This window comes from Terriglobales bacterium, from assembly GCA_035651655.1.
In the GTDB taxonomy this organism is placed as follows: Bacteria; Acidobacteriota; Terriglobia; order Terriglobales; family Acidobacteriaceae; genus DASRFG01.
Window position 1 is genome coordinate 24,383 of the sequence record DASRFG010000029.1, and the last position, 23,659, is coordinate 48,041.

14 protein-coding genes are annotated in these 23,659 nt (G+C 56.0%); 8 read left to right on the forward strand and 6 right to left on the reverse strand.

Features of this window, described 5'->3' with window-relative positions; genetic code table 11:
* Positions 1 to 137 precede the first annotated feature (137 nt).
* On the forward strand, positions 138 to 2,072 hold the full coding sequence (gene dnaK, locus VFA76_14485) for a molecular chaperone DnaK (GenBank protein HZR33049.1): 1,935 nt from the start codon (positions 138 to 140) through the stop codon (positions 2,070 to 2,072).
* Between the two features lie 26 nt (positions 2,073 to 2,098).
* Here the strand turns inward: dnaK and VFA76_14490 are convergent, their stop codons facing one another.
* The 5 genes from VFA76_14490 to VFA76_14510 all read right to left on the reverse strand — a co-directional run bounded on the left by VFA76_14490 (position 2,099) and on the right by VFA76_14510 (position 10,101).
* Positions 2,099 to 3,355: an FAD-dependent oxidoreductase gene (locus tag VFA76_14490; GenBank protein HZR33050.1), complete on the reverse strand. Its 1,257-nt coding sequence runs from the start codon at positions 3,353 to 3,355 to the stop codon at positions 2,099 to 2,101.
* A 222-nt stretch (positions 3,356 to 3,577) separates the two neighbouring features.
* Positions 3,578 to 4,666, reverse strand: coding sequence for a serine hydrolase domain-containing protein (locus VFA76_14495; protein HZR33051.1), 1,089 nt, complete (start codon positions 4,664 to 4,666; stop codon positions 3,578 to 3,580).
* A 58-nt stretch (positions 4,667 to 4,724) separates the two neighbouring features.
* Complete coding sequence (locus VFA76_14500; protein HZR33052.1) at positions 4,725 to 7,079, reverse strand: glycoside hydrolase family 3 N-terminal domain-containing protein; 2,355 nt, start codon at positions 7,077 to 7,079, stop codon at positions 4,725 to 4,727.
* A gap of 87 nt (positions 7,080 to 7,166) precedes the next feature.
* Positions 7,167 to 9,143, reverse strand: coding sequence for a family 20 glycosylhydrolase (locus VFA76_14505; protein ID HZR33053.1), 1,977 nt, complete (start codon positions 9,141 to 9,143; stop codon positions 7,167 to 7,169).
* Between the two features lie 100 nt (positions 9,144 to 9,243).
* Entirely contained in the window at positions 9,244 to 10,101 is an 858-nt protein-coding gene (locus tag VFA76_14510; protein HZR33054.1) for a glycoside hydrolase family 16 protein, read from the reverse strand.
* A 116-nt stretch (positions 10,102 to 10,217) separates the two neighbouring features.
* On the opposite strand from VFA76_14510, the gene VFA76_14515 reads away from it, so the two are divergent.
* The 7 genes from VFA76_14515 (at position 10,218) to VFA76_14545 (ending at position 22,277) form a co-directional block, all read left to right on the forward strand.
* Positions 10,218 to 11,654 carry a glycoside hydrolase family 30 beta sandwich domain-containing protein gene (locus tag VFA76_14515; protein ID HZR33055.1) on the forward strand — a complete coding sequence of 479 codons (1,437 nt, stop codon included), beginning with the start codon at positions 10,218 to 10,220 and terminating at the stop codon, positions 11,652 to 11,654.
* A gap of 289 nt (positions 11,655 to 11,943) precedes the next feature.
* On the forward strand, positions 11,944 to 15,546 hold the full coding sequence (locus VFA76_14520; protein HZR33056.1) for a TonB-dependent receptor: 3,603 nt from the start codon (positions 11,944 to 11,946) through the stop codon (positions 15,544 to 15,546).
* Between the two features lie 191 nt (positions 15,547 to 15,737).
* On the forward strand, positions 15,738 to 16,973 hold the full coding sequence (locus VFA76_14525; protein HZR33057.1) for a tetratricopeptide repeat protein: 1,236 nt from the start codon (positions 15,738 to 15,740) through the stop codon (positions 16,971 to 16,973).
* Positions 16,974 to 18,047 (forward strand): tetratricopeptide repeat protein, encoded by a 1,074-nt coding sequence (locus VFA76_14530; GenBank protein ID HZR33058.1) that lies wholly within the window; start codon positions 16,974 to 16,976, stop codon positions 18,045 to 18,047.
* A gap of 96 nt (positions 18,048 to 18,143) precedes the next feature.
* A complete protein-coding gene (locus VFA76_14535; GenBank protein HZR33059.1) occupies positions 18,144 to 19,787 on the forward strand; it encodes a CRTAC1 family protein in 1,644 nt (547 codons plus the stop codon).
* Positions 19,788 to 19,797: 10 nt separating this feature from the next.
* Positions 19,798 to 21,666, forward strand: a complete 1,869-nt coding sequence (locus VFA76_14540; protein HZR33060.1) for a CRTAC1 family protein — start codon at positions 19,798 to 19,800, stop codon at positions 21,664 to 21,666.
* A gap of 89 nt (positions 21,667 to 21,755) precedes the next feature.
* Positions 21,756 to 22,277: a GNAT family N-acetyltransferase gene (locus VFA76_14545; protein HZR33061.1), complete on the forward strand. Its 522-nt coding sequence runs from the start codon at positions 21,756 to 21,758 to the stop codon at positions 22,275 to 22,277.
* Positions 22,278 to 22,312: 35 nt separating this feature from the next.
* On the opposite strand, the gene VFA76_14550 is transcribed toward VFA76_14545, so the two are convergent.
* Complete coding sequence (locus tag VFA76_14550; GenBank protein HZR33062.1) at positions 22,313 to 23,650, reverse strand: Xaa-Pro peptidase family protein; 1,338 nt, start codon at positions 23,648 to 23,650, stop codon at positions 22,313 to 22,315.
* Positions 23,651 to 23,659: the final 9 nt, after the last annotated feature.

Sequence of the window (23,659 nt, forward strand, 5' to 3'; positions counted from 1 at the left end):
GCGACCTGTTCCCACGAGGAATTGTTGCGGTATGAAGCCGTCGCTAGGATCTTGTAGTGCCGCCATCTCCCAAAGGGCGGCTCGGTTTCAGCAAGAGCGCCGCGTTTTGCGTCCGCACATTCTCGGGAGGTTTCGTAATGGCAAAGATTATCGGCATTGATCTGGGAACCACCAATTCAGTAGTTGCAGTCATGGAAGGCGGGGAGCCCAAGGTAATCCCCAACGAAGAAGGCGGCTGGCTTACCCCGTCAGTGGTGGCGTTCACCAAGACGGGAGAGCGGCTGGTAGGCCAGGTAGCCAAGCGCCAGGCCATTACGAATCCAGAGAATACGATCTACTCGATCAAGCGCTTTATGGGGCGTCGCTTTGAGGAGATTTCTGAAGAGTTGAAGATGGTGCCCTACAAGGTGGAGCCTGAAAACGATCACGTGGTCATCATTGTTCAGGGCAAAAAGCACACTCCCCCAGAGATCTCGGCCATGATCCTGCAGAAACTGAAGAAGGCTGCGGAAGACTACCTGGGCCAAAAGGTGAACGACGCAGTCATCACCGTACCCGCATATTTCAATGACGCACAACGACAAGCAACGAAAGATGCGGGCACGATCGCAGGTCTGGACGTAAAACGCATCATCAACGAACCCACCGCCGCCGCGCTGGCCTACGGCTTAGATAAGAAAAAGAACGAAATTATCGCAGTGTACGACTTCGGCGGGGGCACCTTCGACGTTTCGATTCTCGAGGTCAGCGAGGGCGTCATCGAGGTGAAGGCGACCAACGGCAACACTCACCTTGGCGGCGACAACCTTGACCAGCGCATCGTGGATTGGCTGATTGATGAATTCAGGAAAGACGAAGGCCTCGATCTGCGGGCCAAAGGCAATGAAATGGCATTGCAGCGGCTGCGTGACGCCGCTGAGCGCGCCAAGATTGAACTCTCCAGCGTCATGGAGACGGAGATCAATTTGCCGTTTATCACCGCGGACGCCAGCGGACCGAAGCACCTGGTAAAGAAACTTACACGGGCGAAGCTTGAGTCCATGGTTGAGGACCTCATTCAACAATCAGTTCCGCCGTGCAAACAGTGCATGAAGGACGCGGAGGTCACCGCCGACAAAATCAACGAAGTAGTCCTGGTAGGCGGCCAGACACGCATGCCGCGCATTCAGGGTCTAGTAAAGGAGCTGTTCGGAAAGGAAGGTCACAAGGGCGTCAACCCGGACGAAGTGGTCGCGGTTGGAGCTGCCATTCAGGGCGGAGTACTTGCGGGCGAGGTCAAAGACATGCTGCTGCTCGACGTGACCCCGCTGACGCTCGCCATCGAAACCCAGGGTGGCGTAGCGACGCCGATGATCACGCGCAACACGACGATACCGACACGCAAGACTGAGACCTTCTCCACGGCGGCTGACAACCAGACCTCGGTGGAAGTCCACGTGTTGCAAGGTGAGCGTCCTATGGCCAACCAGAATCGCTCGCTCGGCAAATTCCACCTCACCGGCATTCCACCGGCTCCGCGCGGCACACCGCAGATTGAGGTGACATTCGACATTGACGCCAGCGGAATCCTCAATGTCAACGCGAAAGATATGGCAACACAGAGGGACCAGAAGATCACGATCACCTCCTCTTCCGGCCTGAGCAAAGAAGACATCGAACGGATGGCTAGAGAAGCCGAATCGCACGCTGCAGAGGACCGAGCCAAGCGTGAGGAAATCGAAGCCAAGAACCAGTTGGATACTCTCATTTACAGCGTGGAAAAGATGCTGCGTGAGCAAGGAGATAAAGTCTCCGGCTCGGAGCGCGGCGACATCGAGAACGCCGTGGCCGATGCGCGGCGAGCACTGGAGTCGAACGACAAGCGCACCATGGACCAGGCGCGCGAGCGCTTGACCCAGGCGTCGCACAAACTGGCAGAACAAATGTACCGGGCTGCGCAGCCGCAGGGGGCCACGGGAGCCGGCCCAGGCGCTAGTGCAGGGCCGCCTCCCGGCGGCGATGGGCAGCCGAAGAGAGATGAAGGCGTGGTTGATGCGGAGTATGTCGACGTAGACGAAAGAAAGGCTAGCTAGACGGGACGTGGGCCGCCGAAGGTTAATCATCCGTTGGTAATGTAGCGGTGGACGAACGTCACCGCCATGGCGCCCTCACCCACCGCCGAGGCGCAACGTTTGACTGAACCATGCCGGACGTCGCCGGCCGCAAATACGCCCGGAGCGTTCGTTTCCAAATAGTAGGGCTCCCGATCCAACGGCCAGTTTGGAGGCCGCTCCCCATTCTTGGTTAGATCGGGGCCGGTCACAAGGTAGCCGGCTTCATCACGAACAATGCCAACCTCGGCCGCCCACTCCGTATGCGGAACGCCGCCAAGGCAGAGAAACAGCCAGCTGGTTTCTAACTCGCGTTCTTCGCCTGTCACCTTGTTCCGGAGGGTCACCGCGCGCAACACTCGATCACCGTGAAGTGCAACCACTTCCGTCCTGGTTAGTACTTCAATCAGCGGAGTAGAGTGGATGCGGTCAATCAAGTACTCGGAAACCGTTTTCTTTAAAGAATCGTCCCGAATCACCAGAGTGACTTTGGAGGCGTAACGGGCAAAATGCACTGCGGCCTGCGCGCCCGAATTGCCGCCGCCCACGATCACTACGGGCTCGTTATGGCAAAGAGACGCCTCGCTCGAGCCGGCGCCGTAATAAACGCCGGCGCCTCGCAGCTTCTCCTCATTGGGCAAGTTCAGGCGCCGGTATTCCATTCCGGTGGCGCAGATCGAGGCACGAGAGATGATTTGTGTTCCGTCTGCCAGGTGCACCACGCCTTTGCCGGGCTGGAACTCGCCACGAACGCCCTCCCTAAGCAACAAGATCTCAGCCCCGAAGCGGGAGGCCTGTTCCCGGGCACGTTCAGCTAATTCCGCTCCGCTGACGCCCTCCGGGAAGCCTAAATAATTCTCAATCTTGGGACTTGTTCCGGCCCGTCCTCCTATAGCGAACCGTTCCACCAGAACAGTCTTCAGACCTTCGCTGGCGCCATAGACCGCCGCACTAAGCCCCGCCGGCCCAGCCCCGTAGATGCTGAGGTCGTATTCAGAGCGCGAAGGATTGCGAAACCAGCCCAGCTTCTCTGTGATCTGCCGAACTGTGGGATGCTCCATCCGGGTGCCATCCGCGAAGACACACACTGGCAGTCCTTCATCGTTCTGCCCGCTGACACCGGCCAATCTGCGCGCGTCCTCGTCAGTGGTGAGCTCGATCCATTGGTAGGGCACGCCACTGCGGTGCAGAAAATCACGAATGGCGTAGGCCTCGGCTGACCCGCGTGTTCCAAAAATCTTGACCTTAGAATTGTTGTCGTTCATTGAGCTGTCCGCAGCAGGAACTCTGGCCATAGTTAATGGCCCTGGTGAATCGTGTCTTTAACGTAACAGAGGGCACAAAGAATGGCTCTACTGCCTCTGGCGTATGCCAACCTGCGACTAGAGCTTAGAAGAGCCTGAGCATGATTTCTGAACTTGTCGTTATCAGACCGAGTAATTGCGGCTGACGTTCGAGACCTCATCAGATGCGGCAATCAGTGTTTCTTACTTCTTCTCGGGCTTCGGATATGGCATCTTGAACTCCTCCAGAATTCCGCGGACGACGTCGAAGGGTTGCGTCTGGTCCATGTTCGCCAGCGCGGCGACTGCGAAATGCTTTCCTGGGATGATTACCATGCTGGTGGTAGTCCCCTGCTGGCCGCCATCGTGAGCCACGTACTTCTGGCCGTCAATGGTTTGCACCTCGAAACCTAGTCCGTAATTTGACTCCTTGCCCGGGATCTTCGTCGGGCTCCACATCTCGACCAGAGTGGCAGGCTTCAAGATCTTGCCGTCCATCAGCGCTTGGCCGAAACGCACCAGATCCTCTGCGCTGGTGACGTAACCACCGCCAGGGACCTTGTAACTGCTATCCATAAGGCCAGCATTCTTCACCTTTCCGTCGATCTTCTGGTACCCACGTGCGCGATGAGGCACGATCTCAAATACGTCGTCAACAAAAGTGTGCGTCATCCCCGCGGGTTTCAATACGTGTTCCGCGACGTACGCGGCAAATTTCTCGCGCGAGGCGCCTTCCACCACGCAGCCCAAAACCGTGTAGCCGTAGGTTGTATAGGAAAACGCAGTGCCGGGCTCGAATAACAGTGGATCGTTGGCAAAAACGGCAAAGCCATCGGACATCCACTTGTAATGCCGCGTGTTCTCGAATTCGCCTTCCTTGTAGTGACGGATACCCGAGGTGTGACTAAGCAGTTGGCGCGTCGTGATGGGCCATTGCTTGAGTGGGAACGGGGGGCAGTATTTCTGCACCGGAGCATCAAGGTCGAGTTTGCCGGAATCAACCAGGGTCATGGCGGCGACGGCGGAGATTGGCTTGGCGATGGAGCCGGTGCGGATCAGGGTTTCAACCGTGGCCGGAACGGCATTTTCGAGGTCGGCGACGCCAAACGCTCTGGAATAAACCATGCGGTCATTGAGCACGGCAGCGACGGTCATGGCGGGAATTTGTTGCTCGCGCATGACGGCCGTGACGATCTGGTTCAACCTGGCGCTAACGTCGGCGGGTGCGGACGTCTGAGCGGCTGCTGAAATAGCCAGCACGAACAGGACGAGAATCGAGCGACAGAATTTCATACGCTTTCAGCATAGCGCCAGCTACCGATACCCGCCAGAGCTGGCTTCAGAATCATTCTTATGGAGCAATCTCGAGTGTAGCCTCAGAGCCGTGAGCGGAGTCAGGACCGAGCCACAACGTGAGCCGGGCCGGCTCTACCGTGTATTCATTCTTGTCGTTCCACAAGGCGAAGGTTTCGGGTCCCAGGCTGAAGCTGACTGTTTGAGTCTGGCCGGGCACGAGCGCGATCCGCTGAAAGCGTTGTAAGGCGCGTATTGGCTGCGAAACACTCGTGCCTTGTAGTCGAACGTAGAGCTGAGCTACTTCTTCGCCGGCTCGAGTGCCCACGTTCGTTATATCAGCCTTCACCTCCAATGCTGTGGAAGATCGCGCACGCTCGTGGAGCGATGTTTGAAGCTTCTGCGCGCTCAGCTTCGAAAGGCTGAGCTGCGGCCGACCGTACCGGAAGCTGGTAAAAGACATGCCAAAGCCGAAGGGGAATTGGGCATCATTGGGTTCATCAACATAGCGGGACACATATTTCTCCGCCCCATTGGTTGGGGGATGGCTGAGATCAGTATTGGCGGCAGGGCGTCCGGTGCTGAGCGCATCATAGTGCAAAGGCTCCTGGCCGACGCTACGAGGCCAACTCACAACTAATTTTCCACTGGGATTAGCTTCGCCAAACAACGTGCGCACCAGCGCCGGCCCGGCCTGCACACCGGGAAACCATGCGGCAACGATGGCCGGGACCTTCTCAAATGCCCAAGGTAGGGTGAGCGGGCGGCCACTGAACAGCACCATTACCACGGGCTTACCTGCGGCGACGACCGCTTCCAGCAATTGTTGCTGACGGCCCGGCAAATCCAGATGAGCCCGCGAAGCCGCTTCTCCGGTCATCCCACCGGCATCCTCTCCCAGGGCAATGATCACCACATCTGACTGGCGGGCTGCCGAGACAGCTTCGGAGAATCCTGCCTCGGAATTACCTTCGATGTCCGTGCCTTTCGCATAGCGCACGTGCTCGCCGCCAAGTCGTTGGATGAGTGCGGAACGAAGGGTAACTGCGTCGCCCTCCTTGGCTTCTGCCGCCCATGAACCCAGCATGTTGGCCGCATCGTCTGCCAGGGGGCCGATGACGGCGACGGTGCGCACGCTTTCTGCGATAGGAAGCACGGGCCTCGCGCCCGGTCCGCTTGAGTTCTTGAGCAGCACGAAAGATTGTTCAGCCGCCGTTCGAGCCAGAGCAACGGCATCCGGCTGGAGCATCGCGGCGGCTTCGTGTTGCTCGTCGGCGTATGGATGCTCGAAGAGTCCCAGAGCGTACTTGACGCGAAGCACGCGACGTACGGATTCGTCGAGAGCAGCCTGCGGAACTTGGCCGGAGCGCACGAGCGTGGCCAAATTTTCGTGGTAGAGGTTGCTTTCCATATCCATATCCACCCCGGCCAGAAAGGCCTTACGGGCGGCAGTGGCGCCATCGTTTGCGAGTCCATGCGGAATGAGTTCGCCCACCGCATTCCAATCACTAACCACGAACCCTTCGAAGCCCCACTCGTGACGCAAGATTTGCGTCAGCGTGAAAGGATTTGCGGAAGCTGAAATTCCATTGAGCGCGTTGAAGGCACTCATCACTGTGAGCGCACCAGCCTCGAGCGCAGCCTGAAAGGGTGGCAAATAGAACTGCCGCAGCGTGTGTTCCGAGAGTTCGACACTGTTATAGTCACGCCCGCCTTCCGCAGCACCGTATGCGACAAAATGCTTGGCGCAAGCCGCGATGCTATCCGGTGCATCGGGCTGAGCACCTTGGTAGCCGCGCACGTACGCACGTGCCATGGCGCTGCCTAAATATGGGTCTTCACCGGCGCCCTCGACCATTCGCCCCCAGCGTGCATCACGGGCAATGTCCACCATGGGAGAGAAGGTCCAGCGCACTCCGCTCGCAGCCGCTTCGCGCGCCGCCACGCGCGCCGCACGTTCCACCAGATCCGGATTCCATGTAGAAGCGAGCCCCAGGGGAACAGGAAAGGCAGTGCGGAACCCATGAATAACGTCATGCCCGAGCAGCAGTGGAATGTGCAAGCGCGACCGCTCGACCGCGATCCGCTGTAACGTGTTTGCCTGATGCGCAGTGGTGACGTTCAGCAGCGAGCCAACCTTGCCATCGCGAATCATGGCGGCGTAATCGCCGCGGCCAGTTCCGGGCCCAGTCGGCTGTCCGAACGAGTACTGCACAAGCTGACCCACCTTCTCGTCCAGAGTCATCTGTCTAAGCAGAGCTTCAACACCTTTCTCTATATTTATGTTGTTGAGCGCGGCAGGAGGTGTGATGGAACTACCGGGTGGCGCAGGTGCGACCGTCTGCGCCGCCAGAATTGCGCCAGATATGGCAACGCAGGCGAACACCAGAGAGGCAACAAACTTAGCCGGCATGTTCGTCTTCTCCTGGTATTAAAATCGGGCGATCATTTTATATTGCGTATGCGCCTCTTTGCATCGTTCCAGCAGGGACAAACAGAGTCACGGTTGAGAACCTGATCGCGTCTGAAGATTACCGGCCTCGATTAGCTGTTTCACGGCTGGAGCGACCACTAGAAGAAGATCCCCTTTGGGCGCCTCTGAGGCCTGGATGAGCGCCAGTTGCTGCGTTCTCAATAATTCCGGCAACGGCCCGGATTTGTGGAGGTAGTCAAGTGCGAGCAAGCCGGCTGCACCAACCGCGGAGAGATTTGCAGACAGTGGAGTTAGTTCGCGCGAAAGAAACGATTGTTCCAGCAAAGGGTGCAGCTTCGCATCATTATCGCGCCAGGTTGTAAGTTGCGTCCGAATTTGCGCCTCGATCGCCTGGTCCTTGTAGCCGCTTTGAATATATGCCTGCACGAGATTGCTGAAGCGACGCGCGGTGTCACTCTCGGGACTCGCGCCGTCCACAAGACGGTCCAAAGGCGCCCTGAAGTCCCAGGGCGTTTTCAGACCTTCCATACGTGCATAGTCCTTCACCGGTTCGACAACCTCGGCGAGTGTGCGTAACGCTGAAATGTCATCTCTTCCAGCAATTCGGTGCAACATTAGAAACTGCTGGGACCTGTGAGTGAGGCCCAGCCATTGAAGTCGCCAACTTAACTGATCCAGTCGGGCGTACATTTGCGTTGCGTCCCGGACCTCAGCCGGCGACCACAGTCGCTCGGCAATAGCCGCGTTGCGCGGCCAAATCCGTGAATCAATGTTCTCCGGTGTGAGCCATTCCCCCCACATGCAGGCCTCACCTCCGAGTATGCGGCTCTTCTCTTCAGGATTCAGATTTGCGGCATCGCCGGCCATTGGGTCAACGGCATAATGCCGTGAAGCTGGCCACATCAGGTCCAGGTAATATCCGAAGGAAAGCATGCCGCGATAACCTTGACGTGCGGCTGATGCCAAGGACTGCTGCCCGCGCCAGGACTGCACGACAACACTCTTGGGCAAATCGGGATGCAATACCTCATCCCAGCCGATCATGATCCTGTGATGTTTCTCCACGATCTTCTGCAATCGCTTATTGAAGTACGCCTGCAGGTCCTGATTCCCTTTCATGCCGTGCTGGTGGATGAACTGCTGGATTTGCGGATTGGCATCCCACTGTTGACCGTTGACCTCGTCGCCGCCGATGTGAAAGTACGCATCGGGAAAGAGCTTGGTCATTTCATCAATAAATTTGTCCAGGACTTTGTAGGTCTTGTCCTGAATGGGATTCATGACGGGATCCACGCCGCTGTTGGGTTCAAGCTTGTAGGGGCCAGGAGCGCTGGCCAGTTCGGGATATCCAATAAACCACGAGCGGCTGTGACCCGGCATTTCAATTTCAGGCAGCAGGCGGATTCCGCGATCGCGCGCATAATTTACCAGTTCGCGAATCTGATCCTGGGTGTAGTACAAGCCATCAGACCCCATCTCCTGCAATTTGGGAAAACGCTTGCTCTCGACGCGGAAACCTTCGTTGTCGGTGAGGTGAAAATGCAGCACGTTCATCTTTACGGCAGCCATGCCATCCAGGTTGCGCTTGATCACTTCGACTGGCTGGAAGTGCCGTGCCACGTCAATGAGCAATCCGCGCCAGGGGAACCGGGGCTGGTCTTTTATGGAAACCACCGGCACGGCAAAACCTGTGGCCGTTGTATTCACCAGTTGGAGGAAACTTTGCAGGCCGTGCAGAATGCCAAGTGGATTGGGGGCTGTCAGCTTACCGCCCGACTCGCTGATCGCCAACTCATAAGACTCATCTTCCCCGAGCTTCTGAACGTCCTCGCTGCCATGCTCCGCGTGAATTAGCAAAGTTGGGTTCGTAGAGCCGGCTGGCTTTTGCGTGAGAAGCATCCCCGTCTGCCGGGAAAGGTCGGCGACAAACCGCTGGACGCCGCGATCCATCCTGGCATCATGAACTCCGGTCACCGCGACTGAAAACGATTGATTGATGGGCAGCTCTCCCGTCCCAAGTTGCACATTAGCTGGAACGGGCATGAGATTTAGCGGAGGTTGAAGCTGCGCGGGGGCGCCAGCCGTAAATAGAAGAACTGCGCTGGTAACAGCCAGTAATGTTCTCAAAAGTCCTAAAGCCCTCCTAAGGGGTGGATCGGCGATATACGCGTACATAGTCCACCAACATGGTCTGAGGAAAGACGGTAGAGGCGTCCGGATTTCCTGGCCAGTCCCCGCCCACGGCAACGTTCAGTAAAAGGAAGAAGGGGTGGTCGAAAACCCATTTCCATCCGGGCCGCAGCTCCCCACGAGTGCGTGTCGCGTAGAGGTGATCATCCACGTAGAGGCGGATGACGCTCGGTTCCCACTCGACAGCAAAAACGTGGAAGTGATCGGCGAATGACTTTGTCCCGGGCAAGCGGTAGGGCGCCTCGATTCCAACTTCACCGGTATATCCAGGCCCATGAATTGACCCGTGCACGGTGGAGGGTTCCTTCCCGATATTTTCCATGATGTCAATCTCGCCGCAAGCAGGCCAACCGGCACTACCGATATCGTTTCCCAACATCCAAAAAGCTGGCCACAGGCCTTGACCCCGCGGAATTTTGATGCGGCTCTCAAACCGGCCGTAAGTTTGACTGAATTTCCCGGAAGTGGTCATTCTTGCGGAGGTGTAATTCCGCGTGATGCCATCAGCTCCCGTGTACTTCTCGCGCAGTGCCTTAATGACTAATTTTCCATCTTGAATGTAGGCATTCTGCAGGCGCTTGGTGTAATACTCCAATTCCTGGTTCCCCCATCCTTCTCCGCCGACTTCTAAAACCCACTTACCTGGATCCGGGCCAGAACCGTTGGGACCATTGAATTCATCACTCCAAACCATATTCCACTTCCCAGTCTTCGGATCCGAGGCGCCGCTCTGGGCTTGCCCAATGGTTGATAGCAACAACAATGCAAGTCCAAGGACCAGCAAAACCGTCTGATTTAGTCCTCGGTTCATCTTCGAATCAATTATGATCACACGTCAAAGTACTGCTTGTGAGAGGCTGAACACAAAAAGATCTCGCCAGTATACGCATTTTATTGATCTTTATGCCCACCCGAGGAGGGTAGAAAATGGAACGCACACGTCGCGATTTCTTGAAGATTTCTGGATTGGGTATTGCAGCAGCTACCACGACCTCGGCTGCACAAGCATCATTTCTAACTGATCGTGCCCCTAACAACCCGCCGGCAGGCGATCTGGCAGTTTGGGTTACGAATGAAAAGTTGCGGTTTGCTCGCGCTGCTTCTGTCGCATGGCGCCCTGGTTCCGGGTCAGCCACTGAAAATGTGGTTACCCTCGATCCCACCAAGAAATTTCAGCAAGTTCTCGGGTTCGGAGCCGCTTTCACGGATGCAGCCTGTTACATGCTGAATGAGCTATCTCCGCCCGCGCGGCAAAAATTGTTTCATCAACTATTCCACCCCTCCGAAATGGGGCTGAGTGTGTGCCGCACCTGCGTCGGGTCGAGCGACTACGCAACCAAGGTTTACAGTTACGACGAAGGTGAGCCTGATCCCGAACTGGAGCGCTTTTCCATTGACCACGATCGGGAGTACATCTTGCCCATGCTGCGCGAGGCGAGGAAGGTAAATCCCGACCTCTTCCTCTTTTCGTCTCCCTGGAGCCCGCCGGGTTGGATGAAAGCCAATGGTTCCATGTTGGGGGGTTCAATGCGCCGCAAGTACATGCCTTCCTACGCCCATTATTTCCTAAAGTTTTTGCAGGGCTATCAGGCCGCCGGCGTACCGGTACAGGCGATCACGGTCCAGAACGAGGTGGACACCGATCAGGATGGGCGGATGCCCGCTTGCATCTGGCCCCAGGAATACGAGGCCGATTTTGTCGGCAAAGAACTCGGTCCACTGCTGGAGGCCAATGGTGTAAAGACCAAGATCTGGATCATTGACCACAACTACAACTTGTGGGGTCGCGCCATCGCAGAATTCCAAGTGCCTGAGGTCCGCAAATACGCCTCCGCCATCGCCTGGCACGGATACCTCGGTGAGCCAGAATTGATGACCTGTGTCCACGATGCTTATCCCGACCTGGAGATGTACTGGACCGAAGGCGGCCCAGATTATACCGACCCGAACTACGCTAAAAACTGGAGTGAATGGAGTCGGATCTTTACCGGGATACTCCGCAACTGGAGTCGCGCTATCACAGCGTGGAATCTTGCCCTCGACGAGAAGGGGCGTCCCAATATCGGGCCGTTTTCGTGCGGAGGGCTGGTTACGATCAATTCGGAAACCAAAGCTATTACGTATAGCGGTCAGTTCCGGGCGTTGGCGCATTATTCCAGCGCCATCCGTCGTGGGGCCCGGCGCTTTGACTCGCAGAGCACGGCACAGGACCTGAACCACGTCAGCTTCGAGAATCCCGACGGAGAACGTGTGCTGGTGCTGACCAATTCCGGGCCGATCAGAACCTGCACGATCCAAATGAATGGAATGACGACCAACGTTTCCATGGAGCGAGACTCGTTAGCAACGCTTAGTTGGCGTTAGCCCTTCCACCAAAAAAGGCTAACAGCGCTACCAGCAGACTGAGGAGGGCCAAATGCAACCGACGTTTCCGATATTCGGAAGACAATGTATATCTGAGGAAATTTGGCAGAGCCCTTGACAAGGCCAGCGGAAATGATGCCAAATCCTGTGTTTCAGATAAAGGCAGAGAGAGCATTCCCGCCAATGGTAGCTAAGAGTTTTCCGCAGCCTCCGCTCTGTTAAGATGTCGGCGACGGGCCCGACTGCAGTGCCGGTACTCAAACGGCTTCGCGCTAGCGAGGAGATTGATATGCCTTCCGGTAGAACACTCTTTGGACGCCTTGCGTTTTTCATGGTTGTTGTTTTCTCAGGGCTGACCGTCCTGGCCCAATCGGACCGAGGAGCACTCGCGGGAAATGTTCTGGATAGTTCCGGAGCGGTGGTTCCGCAGGCAACCGTTGAGGCGAAAGGCGCACAGACCGGCGCCGTCTACAGAACAGTAACCGGGGCGGCCGGGGCATACAAGATTCCTGGAATGCAATTAGGAAGTTACAACATTACAGTCACCGCCCCCAGCTTCAAGACCATGGAGCAGACCGGAGTCGTGATTCAACTCAACAGCACAACCGCATTGGATATTCGCCTGCAACCGGGGGGGACAACGGAGAGCATAACCGTCTCAGCCGATGCGCCGACAATACAAAAGGAAAGCTCTGATGTGGCCACGGTGGTCAGCACCAAGCAAATTATTCAATTGCCTCTCGCGTTGGGCGGCCAGGGCGTGTTGCGATCACCCGAGGCTTTCGTGTTTCTTACCCCGGGAACCACAGGAGGCGTCTTTCAGGCGAAGCTGGCAGGCGGCCAGAATTTCGGCAATGAGATTATTTTGGACGGAGTTAGCACTGCGCGTGCTGACAGCGGATCCTCTTTTGACCAGACCGCGCCGTCGGTAGAGGCGCTGCAAGAGTTCAAAGTTACCACTTCCAATGCGTCCTCAGAATTCGGCCGGACCTCGGGTGGCGTCGAGAGCTTTTCAACCAAGTCTGGTACTAACTCTTTCCATGGCACTGCATTCGACATCTTCCGAAATGAAGTTTTAGACGCGAATAGCTGGTTTAATAACCTGGATCTGGCCCTGCATCCGGAGCCAGATCAGCGAGGACTCTTCCAGCGTCCCACGGACAAAAAGAACGACTTCGGCGGTAGCTTAGGGGGCCCGGTCTGGATCCCGAAGATTTACGATGGCCGCAACAAGACATTCTTTTTCTTCTCCTGGGAGCAGTACCGGCAAACGGCGGGAGCGGTAACGACGAACAACCTGCCCACCGCGGCGCAGCGAAACGGCGACTTCTCAGCTCAGCTGGGCGCCTCCACTGGACAGATCAACCCGTGCACATCGCAACCCATCATTGAGGGCCAAATCTTCGATCCTGCTACCAGTCAGATAGTTGGTGGCGTGCCCTGCCGCAGCCCGTTCCCGGGAAATAAGATTCCCACCAGCCGCTTCAGCACGGTAGCCAACAATTTGTTGGCCATTTTGCCTCCAACAACCTTCGATTCGCCCGTCAACAATTTTGTTTTCAAAACCAGCAATCCGATCCTGGCGACAACCACGACTTTCCGGATTGACCAGAATGTGTCAGACAACAGCAAATTGTTCTTTTCCTACAGCAGCCGGGACAATGTAAACCGGAACGGCAGCCCTAACATGCCGGACCCCTTCGCTAATGGCGCGCAATTCCAGGACTTCTTCACCCACTACATTCGTTTTGGGTGGGACTACGTAATCAATCCAAAGCTGCTTAATCACATCACCGTTGGTTATAACCGGGTTAATAGCAATGACAAGTCGGGCGCAGCGCAGCTAGGTGTTGACTGGGACAAGAAACTTGGGATTGCCAACGCCTCAGGGGAAACATTTCCGCAATTTTCCTTTGATTCGAAGGACAACCTCACAAGTTATGGACAGGCGAATTTTGCTGACGATGTGATTAACGGAGTGGTGTTGGCTGACAGTGTCTCCTATCAGGTGGGTCGGCACAGCCTCGCATTTGGAGTTGACTGGCGCACCCAGCAGTTTTCCGTGATTGATCATTCGCATCAATCTCCATCATTGAGTTTTACGCGTGATCAGACTGCAGCCGTCGCCAATAACAACGGCACCACTGGAAATTCTTTTGCCAGTCTGTTGCTGGGCCAGGTCCAGCAATATAGTCTCGCCGTCCGCTCGAGCCAGCCTCGCTTCGGATCGTACTATTACGCCGGCTTTATTCAGGATGACTTCAAGCTGAATAGTCGCTTCGTGCTCAATTTAGGGATGCGTTATAGCGTAGAGACACCACGGCACGAAGCCCATGGCAATACTTCAGTATTTGATCCGAATGCGCCCAATCCGGGAGCCACGGGCGTGCTCGGCGCGTTAGTCTTTGCCGGAAATGGTCCGGGACGGGTCGGGGGAAGCGGCAACTGGGCCAAAACATGGCACAAGGGATTTGCTCCTCGTATCGGTTTTGCTTACTCTCCGGCGATGCTCCACGATAAGACCGTGTTGCGCGGTGGATATGGTATTACTTATGCCCCTCTGACCTACGCTGATTTTGGCCAGAGTCTTACCGATGGCTTCACAGCTTCGCCGAATGGCAGTTCCAGCGACGGCTTTTCCCCAGTGATCCAGCTGGACAGTGGCATTCCAGCATATCCTCCTCCTCCAAACCTTGATCCTGCACAAGAAAATGGAACCAGCGGTGGGGGATTCGGGGGCATCTCTTATGTTGCACCCCACTACGGACGTCCAGGCATGGTGCAGAATTGGAGTATTGGGATCCAGCACCAACTTATCCGGGACCTCATTGTGGATGTGAGCTATGTTGGGCAACACTCTACCCGTCTGCGTTCGTCGCTGGCTCAGATCAACAACCTCAATCCTAGATTCTTTGTTCTAGGTAACCAACTGAACCAGCCCATCAGCAGCCTGGGGATTGCGCCCCCATTTCCGGAGTTCAATACCCTCTACTCGTCAGGGGACGCGAATCTGGCCCAAGCTTTGCGGCCATTTCCACAATACAAATCCATCAACACGGATTGCTGCCTGGAAAATGTGGGCCAATCAAGCTACAACGGCTTGCTGGTGAAAGCGGAGCGCCGCTTCAGCGCTGGACTCACACTTTTGGCTTCTTACACCTGGTCCAAAACGCTGACCGACGCTGACAGCGCGCTGCCCGCGTTCTCTACTTTCTCTGGCGGTGGAAGCGTGCAGAATTCTTACAACCTCCATGGTGAGAAGGCGCTCAGCTTCCAGGACATTCCCCATACTTTTGTGCTCAGTTATCTTTACGAATTACCGGTCGGTCCGCACAAGAGATTCCTATCTCACGGTGGAGCTGCGGGTAGGATATTGGGTGGCTGGGAGGTGGGTGCGGTCCACCGTTATCAGAGCGGATCACCGGTGTCCTTCGGTTGTGCAACTGGCGTACCCGGTTTCGACGGTTGTATCCGTTTCAACCGAGTGCCTGGTCAACCACTCACGAATCCGGTACCACAGACCGGCGATCCCAGAACATGGAACGTTTTTAATGGTGACCCGAACGTTATCAACGCTACGGGAACGAGCGGTGCGTTTTCCAATCCTAACTTCCTGGTATCAACGACGAATGCGCCCTACAGTTTCGGAAATATACCGCGCACCACGGGTGAATATCGAACGTCGGCTTTCTTGAACGAAGATATCTCCATCTTGAAGAACATCTCTATCGTGGAGGGGCAAGACCTGGTGTTCAAGGCAGAGCTGCTGAATGCCTTTAATAGACATATTTTCAGTACTCCTGACACTGGTCCGACCGATGGTTCTTTTGGGGCGATATTCGGTACTTCCAACCCCAGGCAGGTGCAGTTCACGCTGCGATACCAATTCTGAGACCAGCGACTATGCACCCCTAAAGGGTGCATAGTCTGCAAGGTCCTTCGTATTTGAGTCCGCGACCCGCGCGGACCGATAATCCCTTCCGCGGCGATCGTAGTCCCTTTGGCCCTCTTATCGCGGCCGCGCGAGTGCTCATGATCGCCGGAATCATTTATCCTGTCTGGCAAGGAGGGCGGAGTTCGCGCTTGAATAACCGAAAATCAGCAGCTAACCGCAGACCTCTTCCGCGCCTGGTGGGGCTCGTGACGCTCATCTCGCTTACCCTGAGCATCAGTACCTTGGGCCAGGAGTCCGCGGTGGACAGCAAGTTTCGCGACGGTACTGAGGCGATGCGTAGCGGCTCCCTCGACCAAGCTGCGGAAGCTTTCTCGGCGGTCATTCATGCCTCGCCACGATTCGCCGAGGCGTATCTAAATTTAGGCCTGGTACGTGAACAACAAGGCAAATATGAGGACGCAATCAGGGCGCTGCAGCAGGCGTTAAGGCTCAAACCTGCGTTGCGGGGTGCGAACCTTTTTCTGGGACTCGCCAATTACCGCCTCAACCATTATCCGGCCGCGATTGCTGCTCTGCGACGCGAGACCAAACAAAGCCCATCCGATGCAAAAGCCTGGATGTGGCTGGGAGTGGTTGGACTGGACGCTGGCCACGGGGACGAAGCGGCAGCTGCCCTTGACAAAGCGAGCAAGCTCGCTCCCCAAGATGTGGACATCCTTTACCATCGCGGACGAGCGCACATGCTGATTTCGAAGGAAGCGTATCAGCAAATGTTCAAGGCCGACCCCAACTCCTGGCGTGTGCATCTGGTGCTGGCACAAGCCAATGCCGAGGCAGATCGGGATGCGGACGCCATCGCCGAGTACCTGGCGGCGATCAAGCTTGCCCCGCAAGAACCAGGACTGCACGAGAGCCTGGGCAGCGAATATTGGAAGGTGAGCAAGTTCGACGATGCGCAGAATGCCTACCAGGAAGAGTTGCGGATAGATCCCAACAGCACTCTGGCTCTTTACAAGTTGGGGGTCCTGAAAGTATTGGGGTCGCAAGCCAGCGAAGGCAAGCGTCTTCTCGAGGAAACCTTACGGCGAGACCCCGCGGCCAGCAACGCTTATTATTATCTGGGTCGAGCAGAGTTGCAGCTCAACAATCGTGAAGCCGCCCTTGCTGATTTCGAAAAAGTCGTGAAGATGCCGGTAGGAGACGAAGTCATTCGCCAAGCTTATTATCAAATGGCCCTACTGTATCGGCAAATGCGTCGTAACGATGAGGCGGGAAAAGCGCTCGCAACATTTCAGAAGCTCAAACAAGAAGCGGACCTGCATCAACAACAGATTTTGGAACGCAAGCGACAGAGGCTGAATCCCAGCCTCGAGGACTTGCCGAGTCCAGCTAAGAACGAGCAGGCCGCCGATCCGAGGAACTAGATGAGCTTTCTGCCTCGCTGGCGGGAAATGAATCAGCGCCAGAGCTTGAGATCGTGGATCCCGTGGGCCATTTTCACTGTGGCCTTTTTGGTGGTCAACTGTGTCGCCCAGGAGAGCGTGACTTTCAGCCAGGCGGAGGAGATGTTCCAGCAGCGGCGTTATAGTGAGGCTGCGGCGGCATTCGAGCGGATCGAGAGAACCTCTCCGGGAAACTCAGATGCCCTGTTGTTCCTCGCTAAGTCGTTCATCAATTTGGGACGCTTCGCTGAGGCAGGGACAGCGCTTGATTCCTATTGCGCAAAACACCCCCAATCGGACGATGCCCTCTACCTGCTTGCTTACGTGAGATTTCGCGAAAATAAACCTGCGGAATCCCTGCGATTCTTCACCCAAGCTGCCAGACTTAAGCCCCCCGTGGCGGATGATTTCAAAATCATCGGTCTGGATTACGCTTTGCTGGACGACAACCAGAGTGCGGCTCGGTATCTGAAGCGCGCCGTAGCCATGCAGCCAAACAATGTGGAGGCACGATATTACCTGGGCCGCGCTTTATATCTGGAAAATCAGTTCGACGAGTGCATTTCAGTCTTCGAAGAGGTCCTTAGGCAGGATCCTACGTCGGTAAAGGCACAGGACAATTTGGGCCTGGCCTGGGAAGGTAAGAATCAGCCTGATAAGGGAATGGCCAGCTATCGCAAAGCCATAGACATGGACAAAAAATCTCTCAAACGCTCAGAGCAGCCATATCTGAATCTTGGCGCGCTGCTCACCAAATCAGGCAAGCCCGACGAGGCAATCCCTTTTCTCCAGGAGGCAAAACAGATCCGCCCGGAATCGGCCAAGGTGCGTTACGAACTTGGCAACGCTTACATGGCTGTTGCAAAAGTGCAGGATGCTAAGCGGGAGTTGGAAGAATCTGAGCGCCTCGATCCCAAGGACACCGCCACGCACTATCTACTAGGACGTTTGTACCGTCGCATGGGTCAAACGGACAGCGCTGCACGCGAGCTAAGGCTTACAGAAGAACTGCTTGATGCCAAGCGCAAGTCAACCCAGACGACTGAGGCACGGTGATGGATGCATGATGGGAGCAAAAGCAGACTCCTTTTCTGCCTATTGCTGTTTTTGGAGAGTTCTTCCGCCTTGCCGACCAGCCCGGAATTGCAGGCCATGTCCGCGAAGCACGCGGGCAATTTTGTTGATGTTACCGCGAACGTTGGCATTCATTTCAAACACATAGCCTCACATACCTCAAAAAAATACCTGCCGGAAACCATGGGGGCAGGTGTTGCACTGTTCGACTATGACAACGATGGCCGGCTGGATATATTTCTTGTGAATGGCGCCCCGATCAGCGATCCCACCCCGAAGGGAACCATTCCTCAGAAAACGGGCCCGCAGTATTGGAATTGCCTGTATCACCAGAAAGAAGATGGCACTTTTGAGGACGTCACAGAAAAAGCCGGGCTGCAGGGTTCGGGCTACGGGATGGGCGTGGCAGTGGGAGATTACGACAACGATGGCTATGAAGATCTATACGTAACTGCCTATGGCGGCAACAGGCTTTATCACAACAATGGTAATGGCAGTTTCACTGACGTGACCCAGCAGGCGGCGGTTGGCGGCGATGGCTGGTCCACCAGTGCAGCGTGGGTGGACCTGAACGGTGACGGCCTGCTGGACCTGGTTGTGTTGCGATATCTGCGGTGGGACTTTGGCGACGTCTGGTGTGGGGAGCACAAGCCGGGTCATCGGGAGTATTGCCATCCCGACGTGTTCCCTCCTATTGCGTCTCTGGTTTATCACAATGATGGCAATGGGCATTTTACTGAGGTGTCGCAGAAGATTGGGTTTTCCAAGCCGGGCAAGGGTTTAGGCATCGCCGTCGCGGACTACGATCGGGACGGACATGTTGACGTTTTCGTGGCTAACGATTCGACTTTCGAATTTCTTTATCACAATAAAGGAGACGGGACGTTTGAGGAGCAGGCATTGATGTCGGGGGTTGCTGCGGACGGTGAGGGTCGTGCCTATGCGGGCATGGGAGTGGACTTCGCGGATTACAACAATGACGGGCTGCCTGATTTGGTAGTGGATGACCTTGCCAATCAGATGTACGCGTTGTACCAGAACAGCGGAGACGGCACCTTCGCTTACATGACTTATAGTTCGGGTGTGAGCGGGATGACAATGCTGCATTCGGGTTGGGGTCTCCGCTTCATGGACTATGACAATGATGGCTGGAAGGACCTGCTGGTGGCGCAGGGCCATGACCTGGATACCATCGAGTTGAACTTTCCTCATCTGCGGTATCGTGAGCCGATGCTTCTTGCCAGAAACACAGGTCATGGCTTCGTGGATGTCTCAGCAGATTCCGGCAGCGTGTTTCATCAAGCCTGGGCGGGGCGCGGCCTAGCTGTTGGAGACATTGATAATGACGGCCGGCTGGATGCGGTGGTAACAACCAACGATGGGCCAGCTTATGTCTTGCACAACGAGACCAAGACACAGAACAACTGGTTGATGCTGAAATTGGTTGGGCATAAGAGTAATCGCGACGCGATTGGCGCCGAGGTGAAGGTGTTGACCGCAACCGGAGCACAATACTCGACGGTCACAACCGCGAGCAGCTATCTATCTTCTGGCGATAAGCGCGCACATTTCGGCCTCGGGGCCGCGCCCATGGTCCAAACACTGGAGATTCACTGGCCGAGCGGCATTGTGCAAACCTTGAAGGATGTCCATGTAAATCAAATCCTACAGGTGGATGAGCCTGCCGCAACTGTCGGAAAGACAGCCGGAGGTTCTCGATGACGCACCCAATATGACGCCAGCAAAAGCTATTTCGGGCCCATCGGTCATTTGGTTGGTCCTTGGATTTGAAGTTCACACTGTGGGCATCCTGTTGCTGGCGAGCCTTATTTCAGCAAGGCCGGCCAGGGCACAGGAGCCGCCCATAGGGAAACCTGTGCAGGCCGCGCCTTCCACTGGGGTAACGACGCGTGGCGTGTACGCGCCGGTTAAAGACGCGCAGTCCCGGCCCATCACAGCGGGTGGATTCGTTAGCGGCGCTCCCGTCGTTTTTGCCGACATCACTAAACAATCCGGTCTCGACAAATTCCACCACCATTCTGGAACCCGGGAAAAATCCACCATCATTGAGACACCAGGTTCAGGAGTGGCACTACTCGACTACGATAACGACGGCTGGCTCGACATCTACCTGTTAAACGGTTCCACACTCAACGCACTGAAGGGAAAAGAGCCCGCGCCTCGTGCGATGCTCCTGCACAACAATCACGACGGCACCTTCAGCGATGTCACAGAAAAAGCGGGTGTAGCAAACGAGCGCTGGGGTTTCGGGGTGGCGGTGGGAGATTACGACAATGATGGCTGGCCTGACATGTACGTCGCCAACTACGGCAAGAATCGCCTTTACCATAATAACCACGACGGCACTTTCACCGATGTGGCGGAAAAAGCCGGCGTCACTGTTGGTGGTTGGTCTGCCGGTCCAACCTGGGGCGACTATGACCACGACGGCCGGTTAGATCTGTTCGTTGCGGGATATGTGAAGTTTGATCCGGAGCGCTTACCGGGACCCGCCACCGGCCTGCCCGCTAGTTTCTGTCAGTTTCGCGGCGTCAGGGTAATGTGCGGCCCGCGAGGCCTGACCGGGGAAGGTGACCATCTATTCCACAACAATGGCGATGGGACTTTTACCGATGTCAGTGTGAAAGCCGGGGTCTCCGATCCCAAGGGCTACTACGGTTTTGCTTCGGTGTTTGTAGATGTGGACGATGATGGATGGGTGGACTTGGCGGTCGCCAATGATTCTGTGCCCAACTACCTCTACCACAATCGCCATGACGGTACCTTTGAAGATGTGAGTTACATGTCCGGATTCGCGCTTAGCGGAGATGGGCGCGAGCAGGCTTCCATGGGCATCGCTGTCGGAGACTACGACCGCGACGGAAAAGTGGACCTTTACGTCACATCATTTTCGGACGATTACAACACACTTTATAAAAATGAAGGCGATGGCAATTTCTCAGATACCAGCTTCCAAGCAGGTTTAGGAACGCCCACCATACCCTTTCTTGCATGGGGAACAGGCTTCCTTGATTTCGATAACGACGGGCTGCTCGATATTTTTGTAGCCAATGGTCACGTGTATCCGGGAGTGGACCAGCAGGATTGGGGTACTACGTGGGCGCAACGCCCTCAACTTTTCCGTAATCTGAACGGAACGAGGTTCCAGGAAGTTCCTCCGGCCACAGGAAGTGGCTTGGCCGACGTGATCGCAGCCCGAGGCGCAGCCTTCGGAGATCTTTTCAATGATGGCCATATTGATGTGGTGCTCAACAATATAGATTCGGCGCCCACATTACTTCGCAATGTGGTCAACAATCATAACCATTGGCTAGCGGTGAAGTTGATCGGGGGGAGCAAGAGTCCGCGAGATGCCATCGGGGCGAAAGTCTCTGTTACTGCCGGCGGAGTCACCCAGCGCGGCGACGTCTTCAGCGGAGGAAGCTACGGATCGAGTTCCGACCAACGTCTTCACTTCGGCCTTGGCGCTCTAACTAAGCTCGACAAGCTTGAAATCCACTGGCCGAGCGGGAGGAAGCAGGTAATTTCAGTTCCCGAGGTCGATCGTATTGTCACCGTAACAGAGCCGAACACGGAGTAGGACTTGGTTTAACCCTTTTGCAGCAAGCTGGACGGACTCGGTAAACTGCTCCAATGTCCAGCTCTCCTCGTTCTACCGTTGAAGTACCTTTGATTGAAACGCAGCGGCTCAGACTCCGCGGCCATCGCCTCGATGATTTTCCTCATTGCACCGCGATGTGGGGAGACGCAAATGTAACTCGGTATATAGGCGGCAAACCGCTCAGCGAAGAGGAATCCTGGACGAGGTTGCTGCGCTATGTCGGCCACTGGTCGTTGCTTGGCTTCGGTTATTGGGTGGCCGAGGAAAAGGTGACCGGGAATTTCGTTGGGGAGCTTGGATTCGCGGAGTACAAGCGCGACCTGGTGCCTTCACTTAAGGGCATACCGGAGATCGGATGGGCCTTTGTACCGCAAGCACACGGCAAAGGATATGCCACTGAAGCGGTTCGGGGCGTGGTCGCTTGGGGAGACCAGCACTTCGGGTCAGCACGGACTGCCTGCATCATCGATCCCGGGAATGTTGCTTCGATTCGTGTGGCTGAGAAATGCGGATATCGAGAACTTCAGCCAACCACGTACAAAGGACAACCGACGATCATGTTTGTTCGCGAACCGGGTGCAGCGGGTTGACAGGCTAGCTGCATTCCGTGGCTAGCGGCAGAGACTCAACGCATTGCGCGCTCGATTTCATCAGCACTGTAGGGTAAGTTGTCGGTTAGCACTTCATGGCCATTCGTCGTAATCAAGATCATGTCCTCCAGGTAGTAGCCCACGCCGTCAACTGTCACCATGGGCTCGAAAGCGACGGTCATTCCCGCTCGCAGCACCTGGGGTGTGTCAGTTGTATCAAGACCTACTGCATGGATTTGCCAGAATGGAGTTCCGTCTTTGATGAGCATGGCCTCGACGGCGCGCTTGCCCACATCTGTTTTCACATTCTCACGCTGCCGCTCTACTTCTTGCCGCCACGCTGCGTATACGTCAGTTTTCCGCACACCATCGTGAAACGCGCGGAGGCCAGCCTGATAGGCAGCCACAAAAACGTTCCAGACTTCGCGCTGGCCCGGGCCGAAATGGCCTGAAACCGGAACTGTGCGCCCGACATCGCCTTGATAGTGCTCCAAATCGCAACCAACATCTACGCGGACCAACTCACCTGGCTTCATTACGCGGTCGAGGTGGTGATAGTCCGCAAATGAACCCATAGGCGCTGGAAAAGCCGAGTTCGGACCTGACATTACCCACGGCCAGAATGCGGGCCCTTCGCCACCAGCCCGGATGCACTCGTGAACGACTTCTGCCTCTACTTCTCGCTGGGAATGACCGGGTCGTACACCACGCATACCTGCCAGCAGCGCCTGTGCGCTGGCTTTCGCAGTCCGCCGCATGACTGGGATCTCGTACGCGGTTTTCTTGACTCGCTCTGCGTCGAGCAGCTCCGCAGCCGAACGCATCGTGGCATTAGGCCAACGATGGCCGATGGCATATCGCCAAAAGAATTGCGCGTCGTTATCCACGGTAACATTGGAGGGCAGGTTCGGCGCGGACATCCAAGGCTCCTCACACCAATAAAGGATAGGAGCGACACTCTCCGCTAAGCGGCGGTCAATGAAAGGTGCAAAGTCGTTCCAACTAACCACGTGATCAATCTTCAACTGGGCCGCCGTCGCCGGACCTGGCGCGAGTAATGCACGTGGTGGAGGCCACAAGGGACCTTGTTCCCCTGGAACAAATAGCCACGTCTCATGCTTCACACCGTCAATTGCCAGGATCGCGCCAACGGCATCCGGCAATCCGGTGAGGTAAAAGAAAGCTGGATTCTGTTGAAACCCGTGTGCGTCCAGAGATACTGCAGAATTCGCATGCAGCAAGAGAATGCCATCGGGAAACAGCTTCATGGCGCGCTCCCGACGGTCTTGGAATTCGGCGCTGGCGGTTTCTGCCGAGTGCGCCATAGCAGCGCAAAGCAACCCAACCCCCACCCAAACAACAGCTCGGCGCACAATACTCCT